At 39.5% G+C, this 13,593-nt stretch carries 17 protein-coding genes and 1 tRNA gene; 3 read left to right on the forward strand and 15 right to left on the reverse strand.

Translation table 11 applies throughout. From position 1 onward, the window contains the following. Positions 1-78: 78 nt before the first annotated feature. Positions 79-1,044, reverse strand: coding sequence for a hydroxymethylbilane synthase (gene hemC, locus ACE1CA_RS20890; protein ID WP_413279104.1), 966 nt, complete (start codon positions 1,042-1,044; stop codon positions 79-81). 94 nt (positions 1,045-1,138) lie between these two features. On the opposite strand from hemC, the gene ACE1CA_RS20895 reads away from it, so the two are divergent. Together ACE1CA_RS20895 and ACE1CA_RS20900 are read left to right on the forward strand one after the other, a co-directional pair. Continuing rightward, a complete protein-coding gene (locus ACE1CA_RS20895) occupies positions 1,139-2,017 on the forward strand; it encodes a hypothetical protein (protein ID WP_413279105.1) in 879 nt (292 codons plus the stop codon). Positions 2,018-2,113: 96 nt separating this feature from the next. Further along, positions 2,114-2,323: a hypothetical protein gene (locus ACE1CA_RS20900; RefSeq protein WP_413279106.1), complete on the forward strand. Its 210-nt coding sequence runs from the start codon at positions 2,114-2,116 to the stop codon at positions 2,321-2,323. Between the two features lie 15 nt (positions 2,324-2,338). Here the strand turns inward: ACE1CA_RS20900 and ACE1CA_RS20905 are convergent, their stop codons facing one another. Then, entirely contained in the window at positions 2,339-2,869 is a 531-nt protein-coding gene (locus tag ACE1CA_RS20905) for a hypothetical protein (protein ID WP_413279107.1), read from the reverse strand. A 56-nt stretch (positions 2,870-2,925) separates the two neighbouring features. Then, positions 2,926-3,348 carry a lysozyme inhibitor LprI family protein gene (locus ACE1CA_RS20910; protein ID WP_413279108.1) on the reverse strand — a complete coding sequence of 141 codons (423 nt, stop codon included), beginning with the start codon at positions 3,346-3,348 and terminating at the stop codon, positions 2,926-2,928. Positions 3,349-3,735: 387 nt separating this feature from the next. Here ACE1CA_RS20910 and ACE1CA_RS20915 point away from each other — a divergent pair, with 387 nt between their 5' ends. Continuing rightward, positions 3,736-4,044 carry an RNA-binding regulator gene (locus ACE1CA_RS20915; protein ID WP_413279109.1) on the forward strand — a complete coding sequence of 103 codons (309 nt, stop codon included), beginning with the start codon at positions 3,736-3,738 and terminating at the stop codon, positions 4,042-4,044. Between the two features lie 123 nt (positions 4,045-4,167). Here the strand turns inward: ACE1CA_RS20915 and ACE1CA_RS20920 are convergent, their stop codons facing one another. The 12 genes from ACE1CA_RS20920 to ACE1CA_RS20975 all read right to left on the reverse strand — a co-directional run bounded on the left by ACE1CA_RS20920 (position 4,168) and on the right by ACE1CA_RS20975 (position 13,119). Continuing rightward, positions 4,168-4,803: a ThiF family adenylyltransferase gene (locus ACE1CA_RS20920; protein WP_413279110.1), complete on the reverse strand. Its 636-nt coding sequence runs from the start codon at positions 4,801-4,803 to the stop codon at positions 4,168-4,170. A 149-nt stretch (positions 4,804-4,952) separates the two neighbouring features. Continuing rightward, positions 4,953-5,735, reverse strand: coding sequence for a hypothetical protein (locus ACE1CA_RS20925; protein ID WP_459563649.1), 783 nt, complete (start codon positions 5,733-5,735; stop codon positions 4,953-4,955). Positions 5,736-5,966: 231 nt separating this feature from the next. After that, positions 5,967-7,172 (reverse strand): AAA family ATPase, encoded by a 1,206-nt coding sequence (locus tag ACE1CA_RS20930; protein ID WP_413279112.1) that lies wholly within the window; start codon positions 7,170-7,172, stop codon positions 5,967-5,969. A 63-nt stretch (positions 7,173-7,235) separates the two neighbouring features. Continuing rightward, complete coding sequence (locus tag ACE1CA_RS20935; protein ID WP_413279113.1) at positions 7,236-7,787, reverse strand: RNA 2'-phosphotransferase; 552 nt, start codon at positions 7,785-7,787, stop codon at positions 7,236-7,238. A gap of 134 nt (positions 7,788-7,921) precedes the next feature. Further along, on the reverse strand, positions 7,922-8,107 hold the full coding sequence (locus ACE1CA_RS20940) for a hypothetical protein (RefSeq protein WP_486517467.1): 186 nt from the start codon (positions 8,105-8,107) through the stop codon (positions 7,922-7,924). 242 nt (positions 8,108-8,349) lie between these two features. Beyond that, the gene (locus tag ACE1CA_RS20945; RefSeq protein ID WP_413279114.1) at positions 8,350-8,808 is read right to left on the reverse strand and encodes a DIP1984 family protein; all 459 of its coding nucleotides are present in this window, start codon (positions 8,806-8,808) and stop codon (positions 8,350-8,352) included. 78 nt (positions 8,809-8,886) lie between these two features. Beyond that, positions 8,887-9,291 carry a hypothetical protein gene (locus ACE1CA_RS20950; RefSeq protein WP_413279115.1) on the reverse strand — a complete coding sequence of 135 codons (405 nt, stop codon included), beginning with the start codon at positions 9,289-9,291 and terminating at the stop codon, positions 8,887-8,889. Positions 9,292-9,376: 85 nt separating this feature from the next. Further along, a complete protein-coding gene (locus ACE1CA_RS20955; protein WP_413279116.1) occupies positions 9,377-9,601 on the reverse strand; it encodes an NfeD family protein in 225 nt (74 codons plus the stop codon). 252 nt (positions 9,602-9,853) lie between these two features. Then, the gene (locus tag ACE1CA_RS20960) at positions 9,854-11,287 is read right to left on the reverse strand and encodes a vWA domain-containing protein (RefSeq protein WP_413279117.1); all 1,434 of its coding nucleotides are present in this window, start codon (positions 11,285-11,287) and stop codon (positions 9,854-9,856) included. Between the two features lie 480 nt (positions 11,288-11,767). Then, the gene (locus ACE1CA_RS20965) at positions 11,768-12,232 is read right to left on the reverse strand and encodes a hypothetical protein (RefSeq protein ID WP_413279118.1); all 465 of its coding nucleotides are present in this window, start codon (positions 12,230-12,232) and stop codon (positions 11,768-11,770) included. A 192-nt stretch (positions 12,233-12,424) separates the two neighbouring features. Next, positions 12,425-12,493 (reverse strand) — tRNA-Thr (locus tag ACE1CA_RS20970). A 425-nt stretch (positions 12,494-12,918) separates the two neighbouring features. Then, positions 12,919-13,119 carry a hypothetical protein gene (locus ACE1CA_RS20975; protein ID WP_413279119.1) on the reverse strand — a complete coding sequence of 67 codons (201 nt, stop codon included), beginning with the start codon at positions 13,117-13,119 and terminating at the stop codon, positions 12,919-12,921. Positions 13,120-13,593: the final 474 nt, after the last annotated feature.

Here is a 13,593-nt window from a genome sequence, read left to right on the forward strand (position 1 = left end):
GTTTTAAGTTTTGAGTTTTGAATTAACTTAAAGCTAATAACTCATAACTCAACACTCATAACTCATCACTTTAATATGTTACCGTCCAACTTCAGCAAAGATTTGGGCTAAAATTTCGGCGGCTCCCTGTTCGCGCAATTTTTGTGCTAGTTGTGTACCTAGTTGTTCGGCTTCGGTGGCTTTTCCAGCGATGCTATCTTTGACTAGTTTTTGTCCATCTAAGCTGGCAACGACTCCGATGAGGGTCAGTTGTTCGCCTTCGATGACGGTGTTAACACCAATGGGTACTTGACAACCTCCTTCTAGTTCTCGGAGGAAGGCGCGTTCGGCGTAGCAGCGTTGCGCGGTGGGGGTATGTTCTAGTACTTTGATCAGGGAGAGAATTTCGGGGTCATCGCTGCGGCATTCGATGCCTAATGCGCCTTGTCCGACGGCGTGGAGGGAAATTTCGGGGGGGATGACTTGGTGGATGCGATCGCTCATTCCCAACCTTTGTAAACCCGCCACTGCTAAAATCAAAGCATCGAACTCCCCAGCATCTAATTTCGCCAGTCGAGTATTCAAGTTCCCGCGAATGTCTTTAAATGCCAAATGCGGGAAGTGATGGCGCAACTGAGCTAACCTTCGCAAGGAAGACGTTCCTATCACTGCGCCTTCAGGTAAGGTTTCTAATTGCTTGTCTTTGAATTTTTTATGCACTACCAAGGCATCAGCAGGGTTTTCCCTTTCGGTAACGCAGCCTAAAATTAAGCCTTCTGGTAATCTAGTGGGCAGGTCTTTCAAGGAATGAACGGCAAAGTCTGTCTTCTTTTCAATCATTCCCTGTTCCAATTCTTTGGTAAACAGTCCTTTATCGCCAATTTTAGCTAAGGCAACATCTAAGATTTTGTCGCCTTGCGTACTCATGGTGTGGACTTCAAAGGTTCTGTCAGGGAAGTGTTTCTGGAGTTCTGCTTGCACCCATTCGGTTTGCACGAGGGCAAGTTGACTTTTGCGAGAAGCAATGCGGATAATGCGCGGAGGACTGGAAACAACAGGGGACATAAAGCAATATTGTCAAAGGAGCGTATCAAATCACTTGATCTAGACTACCTTAGTGCGTGACCCTCTGATTCAGTAAAGTAACCTAGTTTTACTTATGACCCAAAACAACGTTGAATTTTTAGAGCAAATTGCTCAGCTTCTGGAAAATTTACCAAGCGAACAGTTGCTACCGCAAGCTAAGACCCCAGACCAAATTGAGGAATGGCAAAGTCAGAGAAGGGGAAATAAGATTCTCGCTGAGTGCTGGAGAGCCAAATTTATAAGTCATTGTGATGCCCCAATTAATCAAGCTTTAGACAGAAAAGAAATTAATCAGTTAAAGTATGACGGTATTTGGCTTTTGGTAAAACAATATAAAGTTTTATGGGACATTGTTCAACTCGCAGAACCCTATGTTAAACAAGTACATTCTGATTTGCAATCTCTCTGGGAATTAGCTGATATTAATTTCATCCCATTACCTAAAGAATTTATTCATATTTTTCAGTCAATTGTCCAAAAAGAATACTCTTTTTGTTCAGCTTTTGAGTTATATATAGAAATTTTAAAAGAAATGGAAAATCGTCGGTTTTTAGATTGCTTTAAAGGTTATCAAGAAATTTCTATTTCCAAAAGCGAAGAAGGACTTAAGCAAGTTAGAGAAATCTTTGATCAAGGAATGCTAGATGGATTCTATCCTTTACTAAACGCTATTGAAACTAAAAATTTGAAAAATAATTTCTCTGGCGACGACTTTCAAATGTCATGGATGACTATGACAATCTTTGCTTGTCAATTTGCGGTGTCTATTAACTCCTCGTTAAAGGATAGATTGGATAAGTTTAATGAACTAGTAGTGGAAATGTGCAAATTAGGTGCTACTGCTTGTCGCAAGCGCGAATCAAAAACATGGCGAAAACCTCGTTCTTTCGCCTGGAAAAATGGAAAAAGAATTTATGGCTCAAAAAACGGGGGAATTTACCGCGAATCTTAACAAAATTTTACGTCTGAATCACATTTGAGCTACTGCTGGGAAAACAAAACTATGTTGGGAATGTAAAACCTCACCCTTGCATAGGAGAATTGTTTTATGATTTACTTATTAGTGTTGCCAAAGCAGGAACTCGACAAGTTTATCCAGCTACAACAAATCTACCAAAATCAGATTCAAGAACTGGAAGCAAAAGTAGCTAATTTAGAGGCTGAAAACTATAGATTGAAAATGATTAATCAAGAATTGCAATGGCGTGTAGATCCTTATTTTTCTGAAGGAAACGCCATTTGCAATTCAGATTGGTAGGAGGAGATATCAAATTTAACGTCTACCAGATAGAATCGCGGAATTTGCGATCGCAATTAAATCTTTTTCCTCGCCATTTTTAACAGTTACTCTATACAAAATTCCCTGACGTTTCCATTCCAAGGTAGCAGTACAATAGGCACCACAGCCGTTATGGAATACTCCCGTAGTTCCGCCTGATAACCTAACCTTTCTAAATGCCTTAGTTATTCCTGTTTCTGGCTTAATAAATTCCCCCCCTCTTTCAGCTTCAATAGAACCAATATAACAAGGTGTTCCTTGACAATTGGGCGTATAATTAAATGAAACCATGTAGCCTTTATCTGTTACTTCGCTGATATAATAGACTTTTTCTGGTTCGGAAAAAGGTAACTTGCTGGGGATAAATATTGGTACTGTCGCCTTTTTTTTTATTGGTGAAAGAACTTGATTTACCGGAACGTTTGTTAGAGCTAATACCCTTTGGGGTTGCCAAGTTAGCATGAAAAAACTGCTACTGATAACGGTGCAACTGGCTACTACTCCCAGAATTGATTTGTGTTGCATATCAAGACTATTTTTGTTGACTAAAACGAACTAGCAACATTATACTTTGTCCGGGGTTAGAAAGCTGATTCTATATATTCTTCTAACTGTTTTGTCCGAGTTTTTGTTAATTGTGCCATACAACCTGCTTGAGCCGCAGGAGCCATTGTTCCACCTTCAAATTGACTCCGTTCAAATTCGCAATTAGCATCTCGAAAAGTAATCCATGCTCTTTGAGCTAGAATTAATTTTTGTCGTCTGGCAGCTGATAATTTAGGGATTAATTTTTGGTATGCTTGATTGAGTTTGCGATCGGCATTTTGATATTCTATGCCAGCACAGTTGTTGATTTCTACTTGAGTTTGCGGATCTTTACAATTGGGTTGTTGTGCTACTTGCAGGGTTGATAGTTGAGGTGCAACAATACCGAAAGAACGGATTGTTAGCAATAAGGTAAAAATAGTTGTGGTGCTGCCGATCGCAAAGAAAAATTTTTGCATATACTAAGTTGAAATTAATATCAGTTCTAACTTAGCAGAAATTTATTTAATGGCAATTTCATCGAGGATATAATTAGATGATAAGCGATCGGTACGGCTTTAGCTGTTGATGTAAAGTTAGGAATACAAAAGGTATGACTATTACAGAGATAAATTACATTTAGCAATGGCTTTAAGTGGATATGCTACTTTAAAAGCTAAGGTAAGTATTGATATAAAACTTGAATTTTTACTAAAAAAGATTATTTCTTTTCATGTTATACTGAGGTAGCGAAATTGAATTCGGTAGCGGCTTGTGTTTTTAGTATTGACAGATAATATAGGCAGACTTGTCTCCGAATCTCAATTGATATGTAATTTAGACTACTCTGGCTGCGGAGATCATTCATGTCCATTTATGTAGGCAACCTTTCTTACAAGGTTCAAGCAGAAGATTTAACTAATGTGTTTGCAGAATATGGAACTGTTAAGCGAGTCCACTTACCAACAGACCGGGAAACAGGTCGTCCGCGAGGCTTTGGTTTTGTGGAAATGTCCACAGACGCAGAAGAAGAAGCGGCGATCGAAGCTTTAGACGGTGCTGAGTGGATGGGTCGCGATTTAAAAGTAAATAAAGCTAAACCCCGTGAAGCTAACAAAGGAGCTTCTGCGGGTGGTGGCTGGAGTAGTAACAATCGGCAACAACGACGTTACTAAATTTGGGGAAATGGAGATTAATTATTATGAGTAAATAATTTCCTTTTGTTTTACCCCAATTAGTTTTTTAGTCCTGTTGTTTTAAGTAACTTCAGGATTTTTTATTGTTAGAGCAGGTGGCGATTAATGATAGGATTGAATTACCAAATCTGCTAAAGTAACTGTGAAATTGTTTTGTTTACCTGTAGCTACAAAGGTAACAATTGTTTCGCAAGCAACGGCGACTGCAAGGGTAACTAAGTTGCGTGCTAAAGGGTAGTCGCAGACATCATCATTTGCAGGTGAAGGTACGCGATATTCTTGATTCCAAATTATCTCGGCGTAGTCTCCTGCTAATCCAACGTGCAAACAAGGAAGTTGAGCATTTTCGCAGTAATTTTTAACGGCTTTTCTGGCAATGCTGTTATCAAAAGTATCAATAACTAAAGAGTTAGGGGAAATTAATTGCGCCGCATTTGTAGCGGTTAATTCTTTCGTTTGTGCGTCTATGTTTACTCCCAAAACGCGATAAAGGGAGTTAGCGAGAATTTTGGCTTTGAAGGCACCGACATCAGAGCGATAATATGGTTGGGTGGAAAGGTTACGTTCTTCGATGCGATCGCGATCGATTACTTTCAATTTAGTAAAACCGGAACGTGCCAAATTTTCAGTAACGTTTGCACCTAACGCACCTGCACCACAGATAGTAATGGAAAAGTCTTTAATTTTTGCCATTACTTCTGAAGTTCTGTATAGTTGTTCGTGGAAAAAGATACTCATTACGCCTCCCAGGAAACGTTTTTTTGTACGCAGATGAAAGCAGATAAACGCAGATAAACGCAGATGTAGATGCAGCTTTATGGTAGGGTGCATAGACTTATTACCAGCAGTCCAATCAATTCTTATCTGCATTCATCTGCGGTTAATATTTAATCCCTATTTTCCATAACACCGACGAGAGATTGCAAATCAAAATCTCGATCGCGTCCACTCAAACAAATTCCCGAACTAATAACTGTTAAGTCAGTTTTAGAAATTGCTGAAGTGTGACGTTGACCATCAGAAGTTGTCCATTCAACTACCCAATGATCTTGACGATCGCGAAATTCGCGCATTTCTGCGCCACCCATTTTTAAAGCTTTTCGCAGACGTTGTTCATCTGTTTTGGCTGTAAATTCTTGGGTTTTTTTAGTGGTTAGTTGGTAAAGCGATCGCATTTCCGGCGTAATACCTTTAAAGCGCAACTCTTCGAGAGAAGAAGCTTTTTTGAGATGTTCTTTTAGGTTTTCTGTGAGTAAAGGATCGCTACGGCGATCGTACTCATCAAACCACCAAGACCTCCCATCAAACCGTGCAATAATTGGCTCAAAAGTAGCACCCTCACTCACCAAATGTACCGCCACTGGTTTGGCAAAACCAAAACGTTGTAAAGCATCACCCTCATTCATTGGATAAGCTAACCAAGTTTTACCCCGCAAAACATAAGCCAAACGCGATCGCAGAGGTTTTAATAACTTTAAATACTCTGCTAATTGTGGCAAACTTGGTTCATCAACCACCTGAGCAAACTTCTCATTAACAGGCTGAAAAATTCCCCATCCCTCAAAATTTCGTGGTTGCGGAGCAAAACTATAAATAATATTAGCTACCCTAGTGCGAACCAAACCACCACGCACGCAAGGTGCGAGAAATTGAGTTTCCTGTAACTGCATTTCTTGTGCAGCAATTTGATTCAACAGTTTACGAATGTCCACTCTAAGTTTCCCTTTTTATCTCTTTATTCAGATCTTGCACTCAAAGGAGGTGGAACCTCCCAGATCCTCGTTCCCAGGTTCAACCTGGAAACGAAAATAGAGGCTCTGTCCTCTAGATGCAAGATCTGAGTTTATTCTCTTTGCGCTCTACCCTGCGGGAAAGCTACGCCTAATGCGGTTCAAAAAAACTTAAACAAACTTATGTTCAAACTCATACATTAAATCAATCCTTCCTTTTCTTAACATTGCCGGATCTAGACGTTCAGTAGTATTGCAAGTCAACAACACTACCAGCTTTTGTTTCGGCTGAATACACCCTTCTTCAATTACACTTTGATACAACGTACCATCAAGTAAACTCAAAATATGCTCAGTTCTAGTATTACCTTGAGCCGCTGCACTTCCGCGATCGTGAGCCAAATTATCCGCCTCATTAATAATCAGACAAATTCGCTCCAAATAATTAGGTGGAATAAAATTTTCCACCGCATCATGATCCAAAATAAATATTACAAAACCCAAAGGCATCAAAATTTCTTTAGCTACCGCTTGAGTCCATGCAGTTTTCCCAGTACCCGGTTCGCCATGCACCAAAACAGCTAACTGATTTTGGTCAAGAACTGCTTGCTGAACTTTATCAGTAAAGCTTTGAACATCCGTCGGAAAACTGCGAATAGGAAACAAACTATGAACCTGTCCTACACGGCTTTTATACCCACTAAGAATCACCGCCAAATTGTAAGTTGCTTTGTTAATTAATGGCGCTAAATTTTTTGCCATCAAGCTATACCAACGTCGTCCTTTTTCATAACTTTCAATCTGCAACCAAACTTGGTATTTCGACCAATAAGCATAAATCGTTCCCGGAGTTTCCAAGCGTTCCCAATTGCTAAATTGAGACACTGGATAATAGTAATATCGCTCCATGAAATACTGAGTAATAATATCAGGACGACCCAAAATTTCCAGAATTTTCTTCACAGTAATTTCTTGGAGACGATTCAAAACATAATCAATAGGAATGCTATCCCGATTGACTGATTGATTAATCGGAGTTTCCGTTGTCAAAACATCTTTGAAACGGTAATCTGGCATTGAAGGTTCAGGAGTCAAGTAATTCCAGAAAACATCTACTTCATATTTTACGTTATCCGAAAATAGATTTAAAATATTAGCCCACCAAGTATACTCATTCCGTCCTAAAGCGTTAGCAAGATCGCTAATTACATCAGCCGTTTTTTGAGTTAATTCATTGTTATCATTCCATAGTAAATGCAAAAAATATTCTAAATTAAACTGTCTGGATAATGGTCGCCATCCTGCACCTAACAAACCTTTTGATTGATGATTTTGACTGTAACTTTCTTCGTTGTTTCCGAAATATCCAAATGGCATAATTAAATTTCAATGTTATGGTGGCTAATTGTCGGAGATTTTTACTAGTTTTAATCAGCAGATTTAATTTGGCAACAGTTGTAAATACTTAGGTGGTACGCGATCGACTAACCAAACTCCATTCTCCGAACAGTAAAAATCATGTCCATCTTTATACATTGCTGCTGCATCTACAGCAAAAACTACAGGTTTACCATGCCTCGTTCCCACTTTTTTAGCAACACTAATGCTTCTAGTTAAATGTACATGATGTCGAGACATTTTACACACCCCATCTTGCCAAATAAGTTCCACTGTATTAGCTCCTGTTCCGTGATATAACACATCTGGCGGCAAAGTGGGAGTCAACAGCAAATCAACCTCTACACTGTGACCTTGATTTGCTCGAATTAATTTTCCAGTAGAGTCAAAAGAAAAGCGCTTTTTATCATTTTTAGCAACTACTTCATCCAATTCAGCACGAGTGAACAAAAACCCATTTTTTTGACTCGCTTCCATTAATTCTGCAACAGAAACCCAGCCTCCTTCTGCTAGTGTAATACCTATTTCTTCCGGTGTATGCCGCAAATGCTTACTGAGATATTTGCTGATTTTAACCAAGCGAGAATTGTCCATCTGCATATCTTTAAAATTTATTAATATTCCTCCCATCGCTTCACAGCCACTACTTGAGCATATAGAAACAGTTGTCTTATATTGTAATACATTTGACCAGAAATTGATTTACAATACTTTGTTAAATTTTACTATTAGCAGCTGAGCTTGTGAAAATAACGACTATTTCGCAAAAAATGCACGCTTTTTCGCGAAAGCTTTTTAACTTTTCTACTTACACCTTTAGGTATAGGTGAATCAAAATCAGTAACATTTAATTCAGCTATTCGCTGTTGCACTTCTAAGGCGATAAGTTTGTATACAGATTGTAAATCACTCATGACACCACCTGCTTTTTTCAAGTTCAAAAACTTTTGATTAAGCAATTAACCCCTAACCCACCCTCGCTAAAATCAATAGATCAGTACATGGTTGTAACTTTAACAATGCACTTTACACTTGTGACAATACTGGGCGTAATTTGTAATAGGAAGTATTGCCCCTAATACCTAGCCATAACCAATTTATGAGATTGGGTGGAAAGGTTTTATACTCGCCTCTATTGCTTTAACTACCAACTTGCTTAATCCATTAATTCGGTATTCCAGTTCGCTGCTTGAATTGTTGTATCCAACTCTCGGCATTCTCTAGACAAGCGATCGACTTGTGCTTGCAATTCAGTAATATTAACTGTACTGAAATACTTAATTTCAGATTGACTATATCGGTTTTGATTTAACGCAGCTGCGTTAACTAAAGAATCGTAAACACTGCGTCTTAGCAAAAGTATATCTCTTTGTGCTAAAGCATCAGATATAGTCACTCCTTCTCGGAGATTTGTCAGAGAGTTAGTTTTGTTAATTCTCTGAATTAAATTAGCCAGTTCGCGCAATGTTGTTTCTAATTCAGCCAGCAATGCTGAGGGATCTTCTGGTGGTTGCTCTCCCTCTTGCACTTTAGCACTTCTCATCAGTCTTTGGCGCAATTGCTCAACTCTTTTTTGGCAATCTGCTCTTAGAATTAAAGCTTCAGATAGTTTCATAGTATTTAAAAAGATGATTATTTTTTCTACCCGCTAGGTTAAAGGTGCGTTACGGCTGCGCCTAACGCACCCTACTTTTTATAAAGCTGGGATTTTTAGGCTCTTTGGTAAATTTGTTTTGGGGTCAATTTCACCTCGAAAATCCTCGCCATAATACGCAGCTACAACTTGAATTTCACCAAGAATATGACGATTGAACTCTATTAATTCTTCTGCTGGTACCCACAATTCTTGGCAAATTCGACTACCTACCGTTTGTACAGGAAATTTTTTAACATAGCTATCTTGTACCTCAAACTTGGTGACAAAACCAGCATGACCGCTGCTTTTCGTATTCCAATCACGGGCAATTTTTTGGGCATACTCAAAATTGAGTACCGGATAAAAAATTGGTTGTACAGGAAGACGGGGAGGGAAAGCTTTAAAGTTTGTTCTGGCAATTAAGTCGAGTTCTTTTAAACCTACAGGGCGATAGAGAAGCATCTTTACCTCACCTCACTTATTCAGGGATTAGTAACAAAAAAACTAGGAATTTTCTCAATCAATAATCCCTTTTATTTAGCTGTGCTTAAGAAACAGGAATTACTAATAAAGTGATATCCCGAATCCCAACTATTAAAATTGGTGCGTCAGGAGGTAGATGCTTTTGCTCGTTTACTTGGTAAAATTCAGCAGGCCAATAGCTGCCCATTGCTTTCACTCTACCGCGTCGATGGGGTGCAATTGTTTGCACTACAGTACCTTGTTTTGGTTCTGCAAACATTTCCACTTGAGAAAGGAATAATTCACTCATCAGCTGACCCCCTTTAGCTTCCGAGCAGAAAAATAAGTAGAGAGACAGTAGGATTTGTCACCCCCTTAGTTCTTCACTTCCTATACTGTGTATTCCGCATTCCCCATGTTTTTTGCTAAATAGTTATTGCTTACCTTGCTACTGTAAGAGGGTAGAAGGCAGAGGGCAGAGGATTTCCAGGAAAAAGAAAGCTTTTTACAAAGCGATTGAACTTTTTGCAACTGAATGGTTATTTCTGCCACCCTGCGTTAACTACTTATCATCTCGGACTGGTAATGGTGTGTCTAAAATTTCCATCAACAGTTCTAAACGAGAAGGACGAGACAGCAGAGGAACTAAGTTTGGTAATGAGTAGTAATCACCTGCAAAAGTGAATGTTTCTACTGGTACTTGCTTTTGCTTGAGTTGACTTTCTACATAATTAGAAGCAGAACCAACTCGCACAATTACCACGTTTGGCATTACTGCTAAATCACGGCAATATGTTTGGTAAGTTTGAGCAAAGTAAGGTGCAGCATTTTCGCCTTCGTCGGTGACAATGATGATTTGTTCTATTGACTGCTTTTTCAAGCGCATTGTTTCCAAAGCACAACCGATACTAGTTCCACCATCTGCTCTGATATGCTTAAAAGCACGTTCCCAGTCACTTAATTCCTTACCGTTTGCTTTAATTGGGTAAGGCATGGTGTCGAAAGCATAGACGAATAAATCAGCTTCGGAAATACCAGAAATTAGGGCTGCAAGTCGCTTACCAACTTCTATTGCATTTGTCATTGAGCCTGATTTATCTACTAATAATGCGGTTGTTTTAGCAATTTTGCCACGCTTTTTCACCTGTTCGTCGGTGACTTTTTCCAACTTGGCAGTTGTTTGGGCATCGAGTTTGCTAACATCAGCAGCAACACGCGCTTTGTAAGCAGAAATTCGGTCAGCATTTGCCGCTTCTTCCAGTTTTTTGTCGATGAGTGCTTTGACTTCTGGGTGATTCATTGCACCTCGTTCTTGGAGGGATTTGAGGTTATTAATTACCTCTTGCGGCGACATGGAGTTTATCAGCGCTACTAGGACTGTTGGGGTTACTTGTTTGACTGCTCCGATCGCAACTGCATAAGGTATATTATGCTCTACAATCAAAGCTGCCTGTTCTGCGGGAGTTGCAGATTTTGCCAGTTGCTTCAAAATAAAAGCAAGGCTATCTGTTGGCGGCGCATCTTTGAACAATACGGCATCTGCACGTTGATTAGGCTTAATGTGCAATGTTGCGTACAGATGCTTCATCGCCTTACGTCCCCGCAGTGCTGCGCGATCGAAAAATTGCGGACTCTTTTCCCGTTCTCTCAAATAACGACTAACAGCTGTGCGTGCAGAACGTGGAACTTTTCCCCGATGCTGCTTCATGAAGTCGATAATCCGGGAAACTTCATAAGGCGGAAACTGTTGTAACATGACAAAACCAGCATCTCGGTGTTCTGTCAAATTACTAGTTAACAAATTACCCACGAACACTTCTTTATGGTCGCGCACATCACCGTGACGCTGATACCAAACTGCTAAATGTCCGTAAAAAATTGGATCAAGTTCCACAATTAATTCGTGAATTTCTGCTACTTCTTCCAGCTTGCGGTGAGGAGTAGTTAGCAAGCTGTTCAACATTTCTAAACGCAAGTCACGTTCTGTATTATTCATGGCTACCTCCTGAATAGTTTTTATTAAAGTTTGTGATTTTAGATTGAAGATCCCCCTAAATCCCCCTTACCAAGGGGGACTTTGAAAGGAGTTTTCCCCTTACCAATGGGGTATTTGAATTAATTTAGTTTCCTGAGTAATCTTAATAGTCTTCCTCTGGTTCCCCCCTTGTTAAGGGGGGTTAGGGGGGATCTGACTCATTTTTGAAACGGGTTTTTATCATCTAAAATCCAAAATTGTCAGGGGCAGATATCGCACGCACGGCAAAATTATTAATAATAAGCCGCGCAAGTTGAGGGAGCTAAATTTGCCTGCTATTAAAGGCCCAGGCTTGCATCCTACTATCCAATGTAGGAACCTTTCTATCGTGGTAGGATAGAGCTACCTGTGAGGTAGCTGTGTGTAAGCTCTCTCTGTGAGGGCGCGGCGATAACTGCTATTTTTGGTAATTGGTAATTAGTAGTTGGTAATGGGAAGTAATTAAAGTGGTTTTAAGTCTGGTTTTACCCAATTTGTTCTCGCTGACCAAGACATGAGTAAATCATGGCTGTAGTATTCAAAGGGTAAGTTTTTGTTTGCATAATTTTGGATTAGTTTATTTGCTAAGTCTAAAGTTTCTTTATCGGGTTGAGTGGTAATAAATTGGCTAACTATGCGAATCCAAAATATTGTTAGGGTTTCGTGATAGCCAGAATCTTTAGTGGTTTTGATTCCCATTGCTGAATTGTACTTTTGAATTCCGTTACGAATGCGATTCGTTGCTTCTGTTTCGGAATAATGAGTTAGATACCATAATCCAACGGTTAAATGTGCGGGATGTGTCCATTCAATTCTGGGTAATGTACAATTCTCGAAGGCTTCAATTAGGGTTTTGATTTCATCAACTGAGTGATAGTTCAAGGTTTTTAACTGTTGGCGAGTATTAGTTAAATTAACACTTCGCACAAGTTGAAAAAGCTGTTGGGGTCACACACAGGATTTGAACCTGTATATCTTGATCTCGAATCAAGCGCCTTTTCCATTTGGCTAGTATGTAGGCTTTTTCGGTTGGGGTGCGAAGTGCTAATTTTTTTAATCATACAAGCTTAATTTAATGTTGAGTAAAATCACTTCACGCAAGTCAAGAAAGCTGTTGTTCATACGTAGGATTTGAACCTACTACTGTTCGTTTACGAGACGACTGCTCTACCAATGAGCTAGTATGTAAGCTTTCTAAATTGGGGCGCGAAGTGTTTGTCCTCCAACTAGTAAGAAATAAGATTGTTCCGCACAAGTCAAAAAAGCTAGTCACTTGCAGTTCTACTATTTGAACTACGGCCCCAAGAATAGACAAAAGAAAGGCGTGTTTCTTCCTTTTGTCTTTGTCTTTCTCCTTTTCACTTCCGACAGTGGAGCCGATAGGATTTGCACCTATAACTTGCCGCTTAATCAGGCGAATTGTGTGTAAGCTTTTTGGATTAGGGTGCGGAACAAACGATTTTAGATTTTGGATTTTGCAGATCTGGCGCTAAGAGGCAGAGCCTCTGTTTCTCGTTCCCAGGTTGAACCTGGGAACGAGTGCTGGGAGGTTCTACCTCTCCTTGCTGCAAGATTTGAATTTTGGGTTAAGCGGTTTTGAAATCTCAAAATTTTTAGCCGTAAACTGCTTCTGGACGGATAATTAAGTCGCCGCTTGGTCGTCTGTCAATTACGTAGTGTTGTAGGCGATCGCATCCCACATCTAAATGTCGTGCTAAATGTTCCTTAATCGCTTTATCATTCATTCCAGGGGTAACATTTAGCTGTCTCTCAGTTACATCGTAGGAGCGTCCTTCAAAGCGAATGTGTACCATTTTAGCACCTCCTTATTGTAGATTTTATTACAGATTTTTCATAAAGGAGGGCTGTTTAAAAGCTCATAAATTTTACCAAAAACAACGCCGCTCTAAATGATAATCTTGCTGAATTTGTCTGTTTTTTTCGTTAATTTGGTTTTGTCTGAGATGTTCAGAATGTTGGGTGTTTAATTCTGTCTCAGAGGGGTTGGAAGTCAAATTTTTCTGCTCGTTTTTTGAGTCAGATTTGGTAGATGGCTTTCCAAATAACTTGGTGTAAAGTATCAACATGATAGACCATCCATAAGTGAAGGTTTCTCAATTTCGTCTGAGAATTATTACCTAATTAATTATTCAGTTTTCAAGGTGCAGATTTCGCAGGTGAGAAGAAGAAATATCTTTCCTCAACTCACCATGTTTATATACTACATAGATAATACAAGAGGTGTCAAGGGGGTAAAACAAACTTTTTTTGGTGGGGTGGGAAAAGAA

This window comes from Floridaenema evergladense BLCC-F167, from assembly GCF_041929205.2.
GTDB classification, from domain to species: Bacteria; Cyanobacteriota; Cyanobacteriia; order Cyanobacteriales; family Aerosakkonemataceae; genus Floridanema; species Floridanema evergladense.